General features: G+C 46.5%; 15 protein-coding genes. 10 read left to right on the top strand and 5 right to left on the bottom strand.

Going from position 1 to position 17,693, the window contains the following annotated elements; all coding sequences use genetic code 11:
* Nucleotides 1-18: 18 nt before the first annotated feature.
* The 4 genes from A3842_RS26835 (at nucleotide 19) to A3842_RS26820 (ending at nucleotide 2,679) form a co-directional block, all read left to right on the top strand.
* Nucleotides 19-372 (top strand): nitrous oxide-stimulated promoter family protein, encoded by a 354-nt coding sequence (locus A3842_RS26835; RefSeq protein ID WP_074103334.1) that lies wholly within the window; start codon nucleotides 19-21, stop codon nucleotides 370-372.
* A 101-nt stretch (nucleotides 373-473) separates the two neighbouring features.
* Nucleotides 474-1,193 (top strand): ABC transporter ATP-binding protein, encoded by a 720-nt coding sequence (locus tag A3842_RS26830; RefSeq protein WP_074103333.1) that lies wholly within the window; start codon nucleotides 474-476, stop codon nucleotides 1,191-1,193.
* On the top strand, nucleotides 1,190-1,924 hold the full coding sequence (locus A3842_RS26825; RefSeq protein WP_074103332.1) for an ABC transporter permease: 735 nt from the start codon (nucleotides 1,190-1,192) through the stop codon (nucleotides 1,922-1,924). Before A3842_RS26830 ends, A3842_RS26825 begins: the two co-directional genes overlap by 4 nt.
* Before the next feature lie 11 nt (nucleotides 1,925-1,935).
* Nucleotides 1,936-2,679, top strand: coding sequence for a MerR family transcriptional regulator (locus A3842_RS26820; protein WP_074103341.1), 744 nt, complete (start codon nucleotides 1,936-1,938; stop codon nucleotides 2,677-2,679).
* Between the two features lie 120 nt (nucleotides 2,680-2,799).
* Here the strand turns inward: A3842_RS26820 and A3842_RS26815 are convergent, their stop codons facing one another.
* Nucleotides 2,800-4,161, bottom strand: a complete 1,362-nt coding sequence (locus A3842_RS26815) for an erythromycin esterase family protein (RefSeq protein ID WP_074103340.1) — start codon at nucleotides 4,159-4,161, stop codon at nucleotides 2,800-2,802.
* Nucleotides 4,162-4,517: 356 nt separating this feature from the next.
* Here A3842_RS26815 and A3842_RS26810 point away from each other — a divergent pair, with 356 nt between their 5' ends.
* Together A3842_RS26810 and A3842_RS26805 are read left to right on the top strand one after the other, a co-directional pair.
* Nucleotides 4,518-5,096 (top strand): sensor domain-containing protein, encoded by a 579-nt coding sequence (locus A3842_RS26810; protein WP_074103331.1) that lies wholly within the window; start codon nucleotides 4,518-4,520, stop codon nucleotides 5,094-5,096.
* Nucleotides 5,097-5,214: 118 nt separating this feature from the next.
* Nucleotides 5,215-7,014, top strand: a complete 1,800-nt coding sequence (locus A3842_RS26805) for a helix-turn-helix transcriptional regulator (protein WP_074103330.1) — start codon at nucleotides 5,215-5,217, stop codon at nucleotides 7,012-7,014.
* A 126-nt stretch (nucleotides 7,015-7,140) separates the two neighbouring features.
* Here A3842_RS26805 and adhE read toward each other — a convergent pair whose 3' ends face one another.
* Entirely contained in the window at nucleotides 7,141-9,768 is a 2,628-nt protein-coding gene (gene adhE, locus A3842_RS26800; RefSeq protein ID WP_074103329.1) for a bifunctional acetaldehyde-CoA/alcohol dehydrogenase, read from the bottom strand.
* 219 nt (nucleotides 9,769-9,987) lie between these two features.
* On the opposite strand from adhE, the gene pflB reads away from it, so the two are divergent.
* Nucleotides 9,988-12,216, top strand: a complete 2,229-nt coding sequence (gene pflB, locus A3842_RS26795) for a formate C-acetyltransferase (RefSeq protein WP_074088755.1) — start codon at nucleotides 9,988-9,990, stop codon at nucleotides 12,214-12,216.
* A 115-nt stretch (nucleotides 12,217-12,331) separates the two neighbouring features.
* Here the strand turns inward: pflB and A3842_RS26790 are convergent, their stop codons facing one another.
* From A3842_RS26790 to A3842_RS26780, 3 genes are all read right to left on the bottom strand, one after another.
* Nucleotides 12,332-13,318, bottom strand: coding sequence for a hypothetical protein (locus A3842_RS26790; RefSeq protein WP_074103328.1), 987 nt, complete (start codon nucleotides 13,316-13,318; stop codon nucleotides 12,332-12,334).
* Nucleotides 13,279-13,863, bottom strand: a complete 585-nt coding sequence (locus A3842_RS26785; protein ID WP_074103327.1) for an RNA polymerase sigma factor — start codon at nucleotides 13,861-13,863, stop codon at nucleotides 13,279-13,281. Before A3842_RS26785 ends, A3842_RS26790 begins: the two co-directional genes overlap by 40 nt.
* 329 nt (nucleotides 13,864-14,192) lie before the next feature.
* The gene (locus A3842_RS26780; RefSeq protein ID WP_074103326.1) at nucleotides 14,193-15,344 is read right to left on the bottom strand and encodes a glycosyltransferase family 2 protein; all 1,152 of its coding nucleotides are present in this window, start codon (nucleotides 15,342-15,344) and stop codon (nucleotides 14,193-14,195) included.
* Between the two features lie 303 nt (nucleotides 15,345-15,647).
* Between A3842_RS26780 and A3842_RS26775 the strand changes: the two genes are divergently transcribed.
* The 3 genes from A3842_RS26775 (at nucleotide 15,648) to A3842_RS26765 (ending at nucleotide 17,250) form a co-directional block, all read left to right on the top strand.
* Nucleotides 15,648-15,917 carry a DUF6809 family protein gene (locus A3842_RS26775; protein ID WP_074103325.1) on the top strand — a complete coding sequence of 90 codons (270 nt, stop codon included), beginning with the start codon at nucleotides 15,648-15,650 and terminating at the stop codon, nucleotides 15,915-15,917.
* A 181-nt stretch (nucleotides 15,918-16,098) separates the two neighbouring features.
* Nucleotides 16,099-16,473 (top strand): MerR family transcriptional regulator, encoded by a 375-nt coding sequence (locus tag A3842_RS26770; RefSeq protein ID WP_074103324.1) that lies wholly within the window; start codon nucleotides 16,099-16,101, stop codon nucleotides 16,471-16,473.
* Nucleotides 16,474-16,488: 15 nt separating this feature from the next.
* On the top strand, nucleotides 16,489-17,250 hold the full coding sequence (locus tag A3842_RS26765) for an SDR family oxidoreductase (protein WP_074103323.1): 762 nt from the start codon (nucleotides 16,489-16,491) through the stop codon (nucleotides 17,248-17,250).
* Nucleotides 17,251-17,693: the final 443 nt, after the last annotated feature.

Here is a 17,693-nt window from a genome sequence, read left to right as displayed (position 1 = left end):
TCAAGGAGGCTTCATTATATGAGAACAGGAGCAGAGCAACAGTTGAACGATGGCCCTAAAATCCGCAAAGAAAAAGTTATTGTTTCAAAAATGATCGGTATATATTGTAAGAAAAAACATCATAAAAAAGAGCTCTGTGAGGAATGTCAGAACGTAAATGAGTATGCTATGAAAAGACTATCCCACTGCAAATTTGGTGAAGAGAAAACGGCTTGTGCGAAGTGCTCTATTCATTGTTATACACCGGTTTACCGTCAAAAAATCAAGGAGGTTATGCGTTTTTCAGGTCCATGGATGCTGCTGTATCATCCGTTGGAGTCCATAAGGCATATCCCAATACCGGATAAGTTAAGAAAATCAACTTCACGATAGCTATCTTAGCAAGTTGCTTGGTTTCAAACCCTCCAGTAAGACACCACCCCATAGACCATTTGTTATACTGACGTCCTAAGACTTATTTAGGAGGTTAGAACATGGTATTACAGGTTAGAAATTTAACCGTTACTTACGGTCAGAAAAAGGCTGTCGATCTCATTAGCTTTGAAGTAAAGCCGGGGCAAGCCTTTGGATTACTAGGTGCTAACGGGGCAGGGAAATCTTCAACCATTGCTGCAGTGCTTGGTATTGAAAAGAGCACTTTTGATGAGCTTGTTATCATTGGTAAGTCACCAATACGCAATCGAAAGGAGATATTTGAACAAGTAGGGGTGCAGTTTCAAGAAACCAATTTCCAAGATAAGCTAACCGTTTCCGACGCATGTGAACAATGGCGATCACTCTATAAAACAACGGCTGACTTACCTGCTTTACTACAAACCTTTGGGCTGGCAGATAAGGAACAGCAACTGGTTAAATTACTTTCTGGTGGGGAGCGACAGCGGCTGGCCGTACTCCTTGCCCTAATTCCAGAACCGAAACTAGTGTTTTTGGATGAACTGACGACAGGGCTTGATACAAAGGCACGTCGTATGCTGTGGAAGCAGCTCGCAACAATGAAGGGAAATGGTTTGGCGATTGTACTAACATCTCATTACATGGATGAGGTTGAAGCATTATGTGATGAGATATTAATTCTGCGGGAGGGTCAAACCGTTTTTCATGGAACTATTCAGGAAGCGTTAGTCGTTAGCGGGAAAACAACGCTCGAAGACGCATATTTATTTTTGGCCGGCGAGGAGGAATACTGGGGATGAGCACAATGTTTACGCTCTTGAAAATAGAAGGTAAGCTGGTATGGAAAGGCATTGATATTTTAATTTTCGGTATATGCTTTCCGGTCATTTTGGCGGCTTTGTTTGGTTACGTGCTTAGTAAAGATGCATCGGCAGGCTCATCTAATTTTGAATTATCTTACGCAGCCGTTATCACTATTGGTGTGCTTGCAACGGGCGTAATGGGGCTACCGTTAACCATTGCTGATTACCGGCATCGGGGGATTCTGAAACGGTTCCAAGTGACACCGGTATCACCTTTACAGATTTTATTCGCCCAAGGTATCATTCAGCTTTCCTCTGCCCTTGTTTCATTTATGGGTGTTACTCTCGTATATTATTTATTTTTTGATTATCAAATAGTAGGTTCCTGGCTTATATTTTTGAGCGTATATGCCTTTGTTATTTTAGCCATGTACAGTATTGGCACTTTAATTGGTAGTGTCGTACCTGATCAAAAAGCAGCTAATATGTGGAGTTCTATTGCGTACTTTACGATGTTATTGTTCTCAGGTGCGACCATTCCATATGAAGTGATGCCACGCTTCGTTCAATGGATAATGGATATATTACCCCTGTCACATGGGATTCATTTATTAAAGCTGGTAAGCACAGGTAGAGAAACTGAGGGGATGACAGTGCCATTTTTGATTCTAGGCATTGTTACTGTGATCAGCTTGGTTGGGTCATTCAAATTTTTTAAGTGGAAGTAGGGTTGAGAGGGATGTACCAAACCAAAGAAATTGCAGCAATTGTCGGGGTACATCCCAACACTGTACGGATTTATGAAGAATGGGGATATATCTCTGCTGTTCCGAGAGGTGTGAATGGCTACCGCATGTATTCCGACTTGCATTTATTTCAACTAAAAATAGCTAGAATCGCTTTTCGTTGTGAAATTGTTCAAGGGCTCATTCGGGCAAAGGCTAGAGCCATAGTTGAAGCTAGCGGTAAAGCAGATTTTACTCAAGCACTAGAATATGCACAAGCCTATTTGTCCCATCTAGAAAAAGAATATAACCGGGCGCTAGAAGCTATTGAACTTTCGGAGCAGTGGATATGTGGAATAAAATCTACACCTACTCCAACGTATACACGCAAAGAGACTGCTCGGGTTCTGGATCTCTCCACTGAAGTGATTCGAAATTGGGAACGCAATGGATTAATAACAGTCCATAGACTTTCCAATGGCTCCCGGGCATATACAGAAAATGAAATAAAACGATTGAAAATTATTCGGACCTTAAGGACGGCACATTATTCGATAAGTGCAATCCTTCGGTTGATGAATCAAGCAGAGAACATGAGGTGGACTAATCTTAATATTAAGAAAGTGCTCGACACACCAGAAGATCATGAAGACATTATTTCAGTGACAGATCGATTAGTCTATTCATTGGAACAAGCCATTGAGTCTGCAAAGGAGCTTATAAGGATACTAAGGGCGAAACTGAACGTAGAGATATGACATTGTAATCATGAATCTCACGAGATGCACGCCCCCAAGACAATCGAAGAGAACGGCAAACCAAACGTAAACAATCCCCCATCCTGGTAACAAGTTAAGGGATTGTCCTTTTATTTCAGATTACTTGATATGTGAAGGGGTCGTTTTTTGAATATGAACCAAAATGTCGAATTGCTCCTGAAGGGAGACATCATCATCATATTGCGGTACGTTAGGAATGATCTGTGCACCACCATCAAAGAATGGCTGCTTTTCTTTTACCCATTGCTGCGCGGCTCCATTCAATTTGCGAAGATCTAACAGGAACTGATCGTAATGAACTTGTCCAAGCATATGATTGGAGCTGTTCTCGTTCTTCTGAATGGTATCCGCTGCAATCTTATTTTCACTGAGTGATATAAATGCTGTAAATTTGCCTTCCGTGGTGGTGGAGCCAATGGCTACATATTGACTACCTACACGTTCTTTCAGAAACTCCCCGGCGACTTTAGGATACATCTTCTCAGTGATAACACCTTTAGCGATGTGAATATTGTGCCCCCAAATCATCGTTTTGCCGCCCAATTTTTCTTGAGCCCAAACAGCGTGCTCGGCTAGATACTGATCATGCAGCTTCACCATGCTCGGATAGTCAGCCGGAATCACCATCTTCGTAAAATTCTCTATCACCTTAGCCGTTTCTTTCACCCAAGCTAGCTCGTGTGAATCCGTCTCATTATTCAACTTCGTTTTGTCTTCAAGTAGTTTGACTACTTTTTGCGCATTCGCCATATGCTTTTCTTTCACTTCAGTAGTCAGCTTCATATATTCCTGTAGATTACCTGCCACCGATGACAACTCTTTGTAGCTTTGCTCCACTTCGGGCAGCAAATCAGGATGATGCTCCTTTACATAGTTGATCACTTTATCGAAGACACTTTGATCCAGCATTTTTAAGTCGAGTCCGATGAATTGAATTTTCTTTTTATTTGCAGGATCAGAGTTGTATTCCCGCATCCATTCTACCATAGCGACGATCTCATCCGTTGGGTACAACAGCTTCAAAAACTCCCTAGGGTCGCCTTTACCCGTTTGGATATACTCGTTCAGCTTCAAACCGTTGCCCCAATCTTCTTCAATTCCAAAATTAGTAAATCCTAGCTCAGTGACCAAATACTTCACGAGTCGATGCTTCATCATAAAAATCTCCGAACTTCCGTGAGTAGCCTCCCCTAAACCAACATAATTTGCCTTCCCTATCATGTCTTTTAGCGGTTTTAAATCATCCAATGGTTGTTTTGGATCTGACGTCTTCAGTTGCTTCGCCTGTAATTGAAGTGATTTTGCAATACTGTTTTGAGATATTTGAGCTGTCTCAACGGTTTGGGTTGTTCCTATTTGATCCGACTTTTCAGCTGGTCCATTACTGCAGCCTCCAGTTAGAGTCGCTGCACTTAGCATTACAGCAACTCCACCGTAAATCATTTTCCTTCTATTGTTCATGGTATTCACCTCTTGGATTTTTTTGAAGTACGACTCTTTCTGCATACCAGCATACGGGGTCGTCTTCAGTAGCCCAATTGTCATTCACTCACAATCATTTAAGCTAGTTACAAATCTTCACTATTTCATGTGACATGCAATGCTCGCTCGTATTGATCAGCGCCAACATATCACAAAGAAAATGATGACATGTTGTCACTGGCGGAGATGACAGCTGTGCGGTTAGTATCGGGCAGTAAGCAACCGCACCAACCTATTTGTTAAAGAGGAGCTGATTCACCTATAGAAAACCGTTGTTGACGGAAGAAGCCAAACCATACAATACCGCAATTTCACGGAGAGGAGTGATGAACCTTATGAAATCAGGTTTCATCCAAAATGGTTGTTTTTTATTATTAACTTTCGTTACAGGCTTGTTTTACTTTTGCTTTTATATGGTAGCACTGTCGTTCAGTTTAGGTCTTTCACTTATAGGAATCGGTATTCCACTATTTACACGAGTATTGCGAACTACGACAACCTTCATCCAATTCGAACGCACGCAGACGAAAATTTATACAGATATTACGACAGCACCTTACGACAAAAAAATAACAACGGATGCATCGATTTGGGTTCATGCCAAATTAGAACTAACGGATCGTCGCAATTGGCTCGCCGTCTTTTGGTTAATGCAGAAGTTGGTGATCGGACTTGTCAGTCTCGTCAGCGTAGCCGTTCTCTATTTAACACCTGTTGCATTCCTGCTGGCACCAATTTTGTATCGATACATCGATATGAATGTCATTTTCATGCAAGTAGATACTTTTGCGAAATCACTCCTTATCATGGTTCTGGGAGCGGTGCTTGCCGCAATAAGCGTCAAGTTGAGTGAACGGTTGGCGAAAACATTCGGAGGCTATACGCGCACCATGATTCAACAGCTTGACCGATAACTATTTTTTTGGCCTTTATGCAGGTGACGGAGCGTAAACAGCCAATTACACACTGTTCAAAGGTTTGGGTTATAATACTATAGGAAAAAAACAGATAGCTGCTTAGGGGTTGAAGGAATTGCTGGAAATGATCAAAAAATGGTTTTGGTATGATTGGATTATGCTTGGGCTCCGCGTTATTACTAGCGTTTCGCTCATTCTTACGACGATCAGATTTCAGGAAGGTCTAGTACTGCCTTTAGGGATCGTTATTTTTTGGGAGATTGCCGCTTTCTTCATTCCCTGGGCTTGCTTGCAGCTTAACTACAAATATTATTTATTCACAGAGATACTACTCTTTGGCGGGCTATGCGTACATTTAACCTCGTTGTTTCCAGAAGCTTTCCCTTCATTTCTTGTATCCGTCTTTCTGATCGCAGCGAATAGCGCTCGTCTGTCCTATCATTGGACGGCACCTGCAACGGTCCTGGTAATACCCGGAATTTTTTATGTTGTTTCGCCAAATTACAGCTATTGGATCATGGTAATCTACTACGGACTTGCTTATGTGATGGGGTTCGCTTTTCATTTATTGACCGTCAATCATCGGCAAAATGAAACGATCCGTAAGCAAAACGCGGTGCTTGAGCAATATATGTCCCAAATCGAGCGTATTACGCTGGCAGAAGAACGAAACAGGCTGTCGAGAGAGCTTCACGATACTGTCGGTCATGCATATACTTCCATCATCATGGGAATGGAAGCGTTCCGGTCCGAGCTTGCTACTGAAAAGGGTATACAGAGGCTGGATTCCTTGCTTGAGTTGGGCCGCAAAAGTACAGAGGAGGTGAGGGGCTACTTGCATCAAATGGAGTCTTCAGAGCCGTCGCTTTCCTTGGTCCAGTCTCTCCAAAAGCTTGGAGATGAATTTCAGGAGCATGCCCGGGTCGAGGTAAACTTTCGTGCGTTCGGAGAGGAGTCCCGACTGTCCCGACAAGCGAAAATGGCGTTCATTCGCTGCTTGCAGGAGTCGCTTACGAATGCAGTTCGTCACGGTCAGGCGACGGATATCACCGTTTCTTTGCAATTTGGGCACCAAGATACAAGATTGGAGGTGCACGACAATGGAAGAGGGATGGAAGAATGGCAGGAGGGCTTCGGCATGAACGCGATGAAGGAGCGAGCCATGAATTTGCAAGGTCAAGTGCTCGTCTATACGAAACCAGGGGACGGTACGCTTGTCACCTGTACGTTGCCGCGACAAGCGGAAATGGAGAACGACCTTATTCAGCTGATGATCGTCGACGACCAACCTTTTATCCGGGAAGGTCTGCAGTTGCTGCTCGACAAGTACCAAGACTTGAAGGTAGTCGGCTCGGCAGAGGATGGCGAACAAGCCGTCGACCTGTGCGGACGCCTCCAGCCTCACGTAGTGCTAATGGATTTGGATATGCCACGCATGAATGGAGCCGAGGCAACCAAAATGATCAAGCAGCAATGGCCGCATATTCGCGTATTGATTATCACGACGTTTCAGGATGCGGAGCAAGCGTTGGACTTACTGCGCAGCGGTGCGGACGGCTTCCTGCTAAAATCAGCCGAACCGTTAGAGCTGGCCGATACCATACGGCTTGTTCACAGAGGCGGTACATTAATCGATCGAGGAATGTCCCACGAAATATTCAAGAAGCTCGATAAGAGCGTCGACTCAACGCCATTGAAAGCCACCAACGACTATGATCTGACTAACAGGGAAATAGAAATATTGCAGCTTGTTGCCAAAGGGCTCCGGTACAAGACGATAGCGTCCAAGCTGTATTTGTCAGACGGCACGGTCAGAAACTACGCCTCCTCGGCCTATATTAAGCTAGGAGTAAGCAACAAGGAAGAAGCCGTCCAGAAAGCATTGGAGAGCGGGATCATCGAAGGACAAAACTGAAAGAACAGTCAACCGATTCTGAGCAGATTGTAGTGCGAGATGGTAGTTGCTTTTCATACAAAAAGCCTCTCCTTTGGTGGTTGTTTCGTGCCACCATTCTTAGGAGAGGCTTATTTAGCAATTGTATTAAAATCTGCCGTAGAATGCATTCCGGTAAATGTCGGCAATTTCTTTGACAAGCGGCATGCGGGGATTGGCTGTTGTGCATTGGTCCTCGAAGGCGCGGTCGGCCAGATAGTCGACTTTGGATTCGAAATCGGATGGAGCGAAGCCGAGATCCTGGAATTTCTCAGGAATGCCAAGGGATTGGTTCAGCTTGCGGATAGCCATAATCAAGCTGTTCACACCCTCTTCCGTGGTGCGGGCGTCCATTCCCAGTATTCTGGCGATTTCTGCATATCGTTCATCGGCGATGAAATAGTTATATTTCGGAAATGATGCAAATTTTGACGGCTTCTGGGCATTATACCGGATAACATGCGGCATCAGAATCGCGTTCGTCCGCCCGTGCGCCGTATGGTATTCACCGCCCCATTTATGCGCCAAGCTGTGGTTGATGCCAAGGAAGGCGTTGGCAAAAGCCATGCCTGCGATCGTTGACGCATTATGCATTTTCTCACGGGCAAGCGGGTCCGCCGTATGGAAGGATTTCTCCAGGTACTGGAATACCAGCTTAATGGCGTGCAGTGCCAATCCATCGGTATAGTCACTGGCCATGACGGAAACGTAGGCTTCAATGGCATGCGTCAGCACGTCCATTCCTGTATCTGCGACCGCTACTTTTGGCAGGGAATACACAAGCTCCGGATCAATGATTGCCACGTCTGGCGTCAGTTCATAATCCGCAAGCGGATATTTAGTATGTCCATCTTTTTTATCTGTGATTACCGCAAACGAAGTTACCTCCGAGCCGGTTCCTGAGGTTGTCGGGATCGCAACGAATTGGGCTTTGACCCCTAATCGCGGATATTTGTAGACCCGTTTACGGATGTCCAGAAACTTCTGTTTTAGCGAATGGAAGCTGGTATCCGGGTATTCGTAAAAGAGCCACATCGCCTTCGCCGCATCCATGGGCGAGCCGCCCCCCAGTGCAATGATGCAGTCGGGCTGGAAGTTTTCCATCATGCGGGTTCCGCGTTCCACTGTTTCTACAGACGGATCAGGCTCGACATCAGCGAATATTTCAACCGAAACAGGATTAGTGCGTTTTCGCAAGTAATATTCGATTTTTTCCACGTATCCGAGCTTAACCATCATGGCGTCCGTAACAATAAGTACCTTGGAGATGTTAGGCATTTTCTCAAGATACTGTGTGGACCCTTTTTCAAAGTAGATCCTAGGCGGAATTTTGAACCACTGCATATTTACCCTCCGGTAGGCGACACGTTTGATATTGATCAGGTTCACTGCAGTTACATTGGAGGTGGTTGAGTTTTTGCCGTAAGATCCGCAGCCTAAGGTAAGTGACGGTAGATTGGTGTTGTAAATATCGCCGATAGCCCCCTGTGTTGAAGGAGAATTGACAATCACACGTCCGGTCTGTAACCTTTCCGCGAAGGCCTCAATCACTTTATTGTCCTTAGAGTGAATGACAGAAGAGTGTCCCAGACCGCCAAAAGTGACGATTTCCGCTGCACGATCAATGCCTTGTTCGGCAGAGGTTACCTTATAACAGGCCAGAACCGGACTCAGTTTCTCAGCGGATAACGGGAAGTCCGTTCCCACACCCTCTAATTCGGCAATAAGAATTTTCGTGTGATCAGGGACTTGAATACCGGCCATCTCGGCAATTTTGTAAGCGGACTGACCGACAATAGCGCCATTGACCGCACATTTCTCCCCGGTGATTACCAAACCTGAGACCGCTTCTGTTTCCGTTTGATCTAAAAAATAGCAGCCGTTGTCCGTCATCAATTTGCGGACCTGGTCATACACCGGTTCCTCAATGATGAGGGCTTGCTCAGAAGCACAGATCATCCCGTTATCGAATGTTTTGGAAAGAATAAGATCGGTGACCGCTTGTCGGAGGTCGGCTGTTTTCTCAATAAAACAAGGTACATTTCCGGGTCCGACGCCAAGTGCAGGTTTACCAGTACTATAGGCGGCCTTTACCATGGCTGAACCACCCGTGGCGAGGACCAAGGCTACATCCGGATGGTTCATGAGCAGCTGTGTCGCTTCGAGCGACGGATTCTCGACCCACTGTACACAGTGAGGCGGCGCTCCTTCTGCTACTGCTGCCTCCAGCAGCGTTTTTGCCGATTCGCTGCTGCATTTCTGCGCGGAAGGATGAAAAGCAAAAATGATGGGATTTCGCGTCTTCGTGGCGATCAGTGTTTTAAAGATTGTCGTAGAGGTCGGATTCGTAACAGGCGTTACTCCAGCTATAATGCCAACCGGTTCGGCTACCCGCTGGAAATTCTCATAAAGATTTTCTTCAATAATCCCGACGGTTTTGTTATTTTTGATGCTGTTATAAATGTATTCTGATGCAAAAAGGTTTTTCGTGATTTTATCTTCGTATACGCCGCGTCCAGTTTCTTCAACCGCCATCTTGGCGAGCAGCATATGCTTATCCAGTCCTGCGAGTGCCATGGCTTGCACAATGCGGTCGATCTGCTCTTGATTCATGGACAGGTATGCTTCTTGCGAAGCCCTCGCACGTGTAACCAGACGGTTGACTTCATCCTGTGCGGTAAGCTTCTTATCGGTGATGCTCTCGTTGCCTCCTGCTTGGCTTTCTGTAACAGCCATCATTTTCCCTCCCTGACATTGTACTCGTTTTTAACAAGTACAGTTTTACCTGCATTCGGGTTATTATCCCCGTTCCCAGCCTCTACCGTTTAGACCCGTGTGAAAAGTGGCGATATCCCCCATACTACCCATTGATGTACCTTCTATATATTTACCAAGATGGATCATACTAAGCACAGTCCATAACCATGACAATGGAATAAAGGAGGAAGCATCACGATGCAGGCATGGGAAGGTTTTAAATCAGGAAATTGGCAGGAAGAAATCGATGTCCGCCAGTTCATCCAGCTCAACTACGAACCCTATGAAGGGGATGCGTCTTTTCTGGCGGGGATAACGGAAGCCACGCAACAGCTCTGGGAGCAGTTCATAGAGCTCGCCAAGCAAGAACGTGACCAAGGCGGAGTCCTGGATATGGATACAGAGGTGGTTTCCAGCATAACTTCGCATGAACCCGGTTATTTGAATAAGGAGCTTGAGGTAATCGTGGGTCTTCAAACGGACAAACCGTTCAAGCGGGCTCTTCAGCCTTACGGCGGCATCCGAATGGCCAAAAATGCTTGTGAATCCTACGGTTATGAGCTGGACCCGGAAATCGAGCATATTTTCTCCACTTACCGGAAAACTCACAATCAAGGTGTATTTGACGGTTATTCGCCTGCCATGAGTCTCGCCAGAAAAGCCGGCATTATTACAGGGCTTCCGGATGCGTATGGCCGGGGGCGAATTATCGGCGATTACCGGCGCGTAGCCTTATACGGTACGGATTTTCTGGCTAAAAGCAAAAGAAACGAGCTCTCCTTCTTCGACGAACACACGATGACTGAAGATGTAATTCGGGCACGTGAAGAAATCGCTGAGCAGCTTCGCGCTCTTTCGGAGCTGAAGCAGATGGCGGCCAGCTATGGATTCGATATTACCAAGCCGGCGGAGACCGCGCAGGAAGCTTTTCAATGGCTGTACTTCGGATATCTTGCCGCAATCAAGGAGCAGAACGGGGCTGCTATGAGCCTTGGCCGCACCTCCACCTTTCTGGACATTTATATAGAGCGTGACCTGAAGAAGGAGAAGTTAACGGAGCAAGAGGCACAGGAGCTCGTCGATCATTTTGTCATGAAGCTGCGCATGGTGAAATTTGCAAGGACACCTGAATATAACTCACTGTTCAGCGGCGATCCGACATGGGTGACCGAGTCGCTTGGAGGTATTGGTCTGGACGGTCGCCCGTTAGTTACAAAAACCACCTTTCGATTCCTGCATTCGCTTGAGACGCTCGGTCCATCGCCGGAACCAAATTTGACCATACTCTGGTCCACCCGGCTCCCGCAGAAGTTCAAGGAATATTGTGCGCGCATGACGATTCAGACCAGCTCTCTTCAATATGAGAATGATGATTTAATGCGGACTTATTTTGGTGATGATTATGGGATTGCCTGCTGTGTGTCCGCTATGCGGATCGGGAAGCAAATGCAATATTTCGGCGCTCGGGCGAATCTGGCCAAAGCGCTGCTGTATGCGATTAACGGCGGTATGGATGAGCAGATGAAAGTGCAGATTGCCCCGCCCATGCGGCCGATTCTGTCGGACAAGCTGGACTTTGACGAAGTGATGGCCGCTTTCGACCATACGATGGAATGGTTGGCAGAACTCTATATCAACACCTTGAATGTAATTCATTACATGCACGATAAATACTGTTATGAACGCATTGAGATGGCGCTTCACGATCAGGAAACAATGCGGACAATGGCGACCGGGATTGCAGGACTGTCGGTCGTAACCGATTCGCTCAGTGCCATAAAATATGCAGGCGTTCGCCCGGTTCGGGATGAGAACGGTCTTGCTGTCGACTATATCGTTGAGGGGGAATATCCTGCTTACGGCAATAACGATAACCGTGCCGATGAGATCGCGATTGACCTCGTCAAGCGGTTTTATCGCAAGTTGAAGAAACACTCAACGTATAGGCAGGCAAAAACCACGATGTCTGTACTGACGATTACCTCCAATGTCGTATATGGGAAGTTGACCGGAAATACCCCGGATGGGAGAAAGAAGGGTGAGCCATTCGCCCCGGGAGCGAATCCGATGCATGGCAGAGACAAGAAAGGTGCGATTGCATCATTAAACTCTGTAGCAAAGCTTCCGTATGAGTACGCCTTGGATGGCATATCGAATACATTCTCGATTATTCCGGGTGCTCTTGGGAAGAACGAACAGGATCGAATCCATAATCTGACCGCGCTGCTCGACGGGTATACAGCCAAGGATGGCCACCATCTCAATATAAATGTGTTTGACACCAAAACCTTGCTTGATGCGATGGAGCATCCGGAGGAGTATCCGCAGCTCACGATACGAGTGTCAGGTTATGCGGTTAATTTCATTAAACTGACGAGAGAGCAGCAGCTTGATGTCATTAACAGAACCTTTCACGAAAAAATCTGACGGGGGAAGCGCGGCCCGTCGATTTACTGATCCACGCCTTGGCTCCATATGGAGCAAGCAAAGGACACCCTTCCGGGTGTCTTTTTACGTGGGTAACTGATTTCTCAAAAGCAGCTTACTGCAACAACTCTGCCACAAGCTTCAATAGTTTTTCCTCGCTCAGGGTTTTGTCGCCGTAACTGGTAACCGTAAAGTATGCATCATACTTTTCGTTATACCAGGTCAGGTAGTTGTGCTGCTTATCCGACCCTATTCCCATGGTATTGACGATGACGTCTGTTCCGGCTACCGTAATTTTGTTCGCCTGCTCCTCCGCTCCCTGCCATACCCTCATGTCTCCGCCGTGCATCATGTGAGCGGAAATCCCCAGGAACCCGCCGTCTTTCGCATACGAGGCACTGACCGAGATCGGACTTGTCCACGGCACGGATTTCATGAACAATTGCTGCCCTCCAGTCGCTTGTTCCGCTTGAGTGCGCAGCTCATTGAGCGTTCCCAGGTATAGTTCCTGCTGCATCATAGGCGAATTATACGGAAAGTCGGGTTCAACGGTACCATTTTGAAAAGAGTATCCCTCCGGCGCTTCCGGCAGCATAGGTGCTCTAGTTCGGCGAATCTCTGCGGAGAAATCCGCATAGGCGGTTAGGAGCTGTTCCTTATGCACAAATTTCAACGCTTCCGCCGCTTCTTTTGCCGCATCCTCTTTGACATAGTAACCAATCAATTCACCCGGTTTAGCAAAAGCGAGCGCTTTAGCCTCCATCTGCTGCCTAAGCTTGTTATTCACCAAATGGCCCGTTTGTTGCACTGGCTCCGGCTCCATGTACTGCACCTTCACCTCGCCTCTGCTGTTACGGATCTGAATATATTCCGCAGCAGCATACGCTGTCACGGAGAGCAGCAGGAATACCATAAGCAGACTGAACAATGCTGTAGGTTGGCGCAGTTTTCCCTTCCACGCGCCAGGGTGAGTGCGTGCCAGTCCAAGCCGCTCTACCCGTTCCATCACTTGCGTTTCTACATCAATCGCCTCCAGCGGATTTTGACCAGCTGAGGCTTTAATTATATCTTGGTATTCATGGCTGATTGCGGTTCGTCCCACAGCTTTTCCTCCTCCGATTCCATGACCTGCTTCACTTTCTGCTTGATGCGGTTCATTCTTTTGTTCAGCGCATTCGGGCTGATCTTCAGGATCTCACTCATTGCCGCATAACTCTTCTCCTCGAATACCCGCAAAATCAAGAGATTACGTTCCTCCAGCGATAACTTGGCCAAGGCCGCTGCCAAAGAGGGTTTGTAAAGCCGGTCATCCAGCTCTTGTTCGGGGCTCCCCACAACTGTCTCCGGCCGAAAAATCTGCATCACCTGACGGTGCAGCCTGCGCCTGCGCAGCAGATTCAGGCAATGATTATAGGCAATCCGATACAGCCAAGCCGAGAACTGTACAGTAGGCTTGTACTGATGAATCGCCTGATACGCCTTCACCAGTATTTCCTGGACCGCATCCTCAGCATCCTGCCTGTTCCCTAGCAGACGACAGCAATAGCCGTAGATGGGCTGCTGAAAAGCTCTGACAATGAGAGCATACTGTCCGCTATTCCCTCTCTGAATCCCGAAGATCAACTGCTCCAATTCTCTGGAGTCCATCACATCATCCGACGTTGATAACACCTCCTCAAGCTGTATATCTCTATAACACCCGGCCCTCTGAAAAAGTGCCATATCCTCTTAAATAAAATAATTTTTCTGCACAATATTATGTAGCTAAACCCAACGAACAGCAGCTCACTTACATTTGTATCGACGGAAACAGTATTATCGGTGTAACAGATTCTGGTTTCACTGGCTCCAAGGTGAGCCTTGTTATACCTCGCCCTTCGATAATAAATGAAGACACCCCGCAAGGTGTCTTTTTTGTTCAACCCAACAAAGCGAGCTGCGAAAAGTCCCACGTGCACCTTGAAAAAGAGCCAATGTCACTGTCCCAGCTTTTGAGTTTTTACCAGCATTTCCCGTAGAACATGGGCGACTTGGCTTTTTCGGCCTCTTGCTTTCTTTTCTATCCTGCGTAATGACCTTTGGCGCTTTAGGAGATTGTTTTGATAATAGAATTTCTTTGCCGCAATCCGTAGTGTTCTTCTCAACATGACTGCTGAGGAGCGTGTTAGCTTAGAGCGGAATCCTCTGCGTAAGATGCGCAGCGTCTCTTTGTATTTCTCTAAATCCTCAGATGGAGGTACGAGGGCGAATAAATTTAAAGAGGAGTCATTGAAGCCGTATTGTTTATACATGATCCTCAGATTATCCGTATTAAAAACATTTCCTCGCAAGTGGGTTGGGTGCTCCTGGTGATATCCAATAACCTCCTTGATGCTGCGAAAACGGATTTTCAACCGATGCAGCCTATAGCCAAGGTCCCAGTCTTCAAGCCCATAGAGCACAAACTGTTCATTAAAACCTCCGATACGAGTCAACTGGCTGCGCCGTATGGCCACGCAACGAGTGACGAGCAACATCCAGGGAGCTATATCCGTTTTGGCAAATTGCTGTCTCGTATCGGGTGGAACCTTTGTGGTGAAAACAACTTTTGACAAAGCCTCCGTGTGGTGAAGGATATCTTCCGGTGTGATTAGCGGGATAATGTCAGCTGCTATCTCAAATTCGGGATTCCATAAGCTGGATGGTGAGACTGTATTGCGAAAGTGTTCTTTTTCTTCCGGAGAAAAGTCAGGGTAGTAATGGGTGTAAGCATCGTCCCACGAATGGGGGATACCAGAAAGCACGGCTTTGGGATATTTACGGTGATAGCGGCGCACAGTGCTGATGAATTCAGGCAACACCAAAAAGTCAGCATCGCAGAAAATAATATATAGCCCTTTCGCATGCTGCAGCCCCAAATTTCTAATGGCAGATCGGCCGCGTTGTTCCGGATGGGATACATAAGTAAGCTGATAGGAAGCTTGGAAGCCTTCGACCATTTCCCTCGTTCCATCTGTAGAGCCGTCATCAGCCACAATCACTTCAAAATGCTGCTTCGGATAGGTCTGTGTTTCAAATGAAGCGAGTGTGAGCAACAACTGCTGGTGTCGATTATAGGTTGGAATGATGATGCTGTAACGGATACTCAGTGTGATCTCCCCCCACCATTTAGTGAAAGCCCTCGAATCGGATAAATAATAACAATATATTCAGGGACTTTAGCCTGGTCTAGTCAGATGCCCTATATGGCTCGAATTAGGCTTGACGGGGTACCGTTTTATAAAAAAGCTGCAAAGATCCCGTAGGGGCTTGCGATGGTTTAGGTTATCTACTTCGTACAAAATAATAGTTTTCCGATTTAATCTTTACGCCTAAGCGTACCACGTATAATTAGCAAATATGCTACGCTTGTTCATATCCTCAGAGGATTAAATCTTTCAAAGGAGGCCCCCATGCCAAACATTCTCGAATCGCTGTACCACGGCAGCTTATTCCCTAACGAGAACATTATCTCCAAAGACCCTAATTACCGCCCGATTAATAGGCAAATCACCGAGTCCCTGGAAGCTTGGAAGCAGAAGCTGTCCGATGGTGATTTCGAGGAGCTGGAGTCTTTATTGGAACTGTATTCTCAGGCTCAGGGAATGGAGATGACGGCTTCGTTTGTATGTGGCTTCAAGACTGGGGCGGCGATGATGATAGAAGTCCTAGTTGAGGATTAAGTGTAGCGAAGCCGGATCTTTAAGGTTTCCGAGATAGCCTTCTTACATAAACTTTCACCTCGAGACACCCATCGAGGTGTCTTTTTCGTCTGCAAATTTATTTTCCTATTGACTTAAACCATGATTTAAATCGTATGCTAATCCTGTCGACATGGAAAGATCAGATTTGGAGGCCTTCAAAATGAAGTATGTTTCGATTGGTGAGGCCTCGGCCACCTATCATATTCCGGAATCCACGTTAAGGTATTATGAGAAGCAAGGTTTGTTGCCGCTGATGGAGCGGGATGCTGCCGGCAGGCGGTTATTCTCGGAAATACAGATGGCGCTGCTTGAAACGGTGCTTCGCTTGAAGCAGACACACATGCCCATCCACGATATCAGGCAATATATAGCTTGGGTTATTGAAGGGGAGAGCACCACTGAGCTCCGGCTGGACATGATGACGAAGCACAAGCAGGCGGTGCTGGATGAGATTGCGTCTATGACAGAAGCTTTGCAGGGTATTGATGTGAAAATTACCCGGTATACTGAGCGTTTGCAGAAAAATAGATCATAGAAAAGAGGAACACTCATGAAGCTGTCAGGAAACACCATACTTATTACTGGCGGAAGTGCCGGGATCGGGCTGGCTTTTGCAGAGCGTTTTATACAGGCCGGGAATCAAGTGATTGTCTGTGGGCGGCGTGAAGATGCACTTCGAAATGCGCAAGATAAGCACCCTGGCCTGATTACCCGTGTATGTGACTTGAACGTGGAGTCCGAGCGAGTGGCCTTGTTCGATTGGGTTACCGGAAGCTATCCGGAAGTCAATGTGCTGGTGAATAATGCAGGGACTCAACAACGGTTCAATGTACTGCAAGCGGATGCCAAACACAACTGGAGTTACTTCAATCAGGAGATCACAACAAATATGGAAGCGGCGTTCCACCTCTCTATGCTGTTTGCTCCATTTTTTGCAGGAAAAGAAAAGGGCGCGATCATTAATGTGACCTCCGGGCTGGCCTTTACGCCGTTTGCCATCGCTCCCATCTATTCTGCAACCAAAGCGGCGCTTCATTCGTTTACGATGAGCCTGAGACATCAGCTGTCCGATACGTCTGTTGAAGTCATTGAGGTGGCTCCTCCGGCAGTGAATACGGAACTGGGCGGTGCAGGACTGCATATACATGGAGAACCCTTGGGTGCTTTTACAGACGGAATCTTTAAAGGCTTGGAAGAGGGGAAACAGGAAATCGGATACGGGACTTCTGTGGACCGGTTGCGCATGTCCCGGGATGAAGTGGATGAGTACACAGCAAATATGTATCAGGCCACAAAAAGTATGATCGAATAGCTATGCAAAAGGCTTGACAAAAAAGAGGCCATTCAGTAATTTAAAAGATAATTGGAAAGTAAAGTAAGGAGAGGACGAGATCAAAGTGGCGGCGAATTGGTGGTTGGCTCTCATTATTATGGTCGTGTTGAACGGGATTTTGGTTTGGACTTTGTTTGTAGAGGGGTACTCCGCGAGCCGCAGGGCTAAAAAGTGGTTTTTCATCGTTGTAAATATAATTGGGCTTATACTTGCAGTGTCTCAATTTTTCTGGATGGATTTTTAGCCTTGGACTCGGCCAGCAAGACATGCTATATGCCATTTTCTTAGAAGAGGGGTCCGGCTCCCTGAATCCACATTTGAAACCCGCTCATTGAGCGGGTTTATCTTATTTATGCTGCAAAATATGCTGCCTGCCCCTATCCACAATACTTTGTATAATCCCTCTCACAATTATGTTATAT

Origin of the sequence: Paenibacillus sp. P3E (assembly GCF_001909045.1) — a bacterium.
Lineage (GTDB): Bacteria > Bacillota > Bacilli > Paenibacillales > Paenibacillaceae > Paenibacillus_AQ > Paenibacillus_AQ helianthi.
The sequence above is the reverse complement of the archived record's forward strand: the minus strand, read 5'-3'. Positions and strand labels throughout refer to the sequence as shown.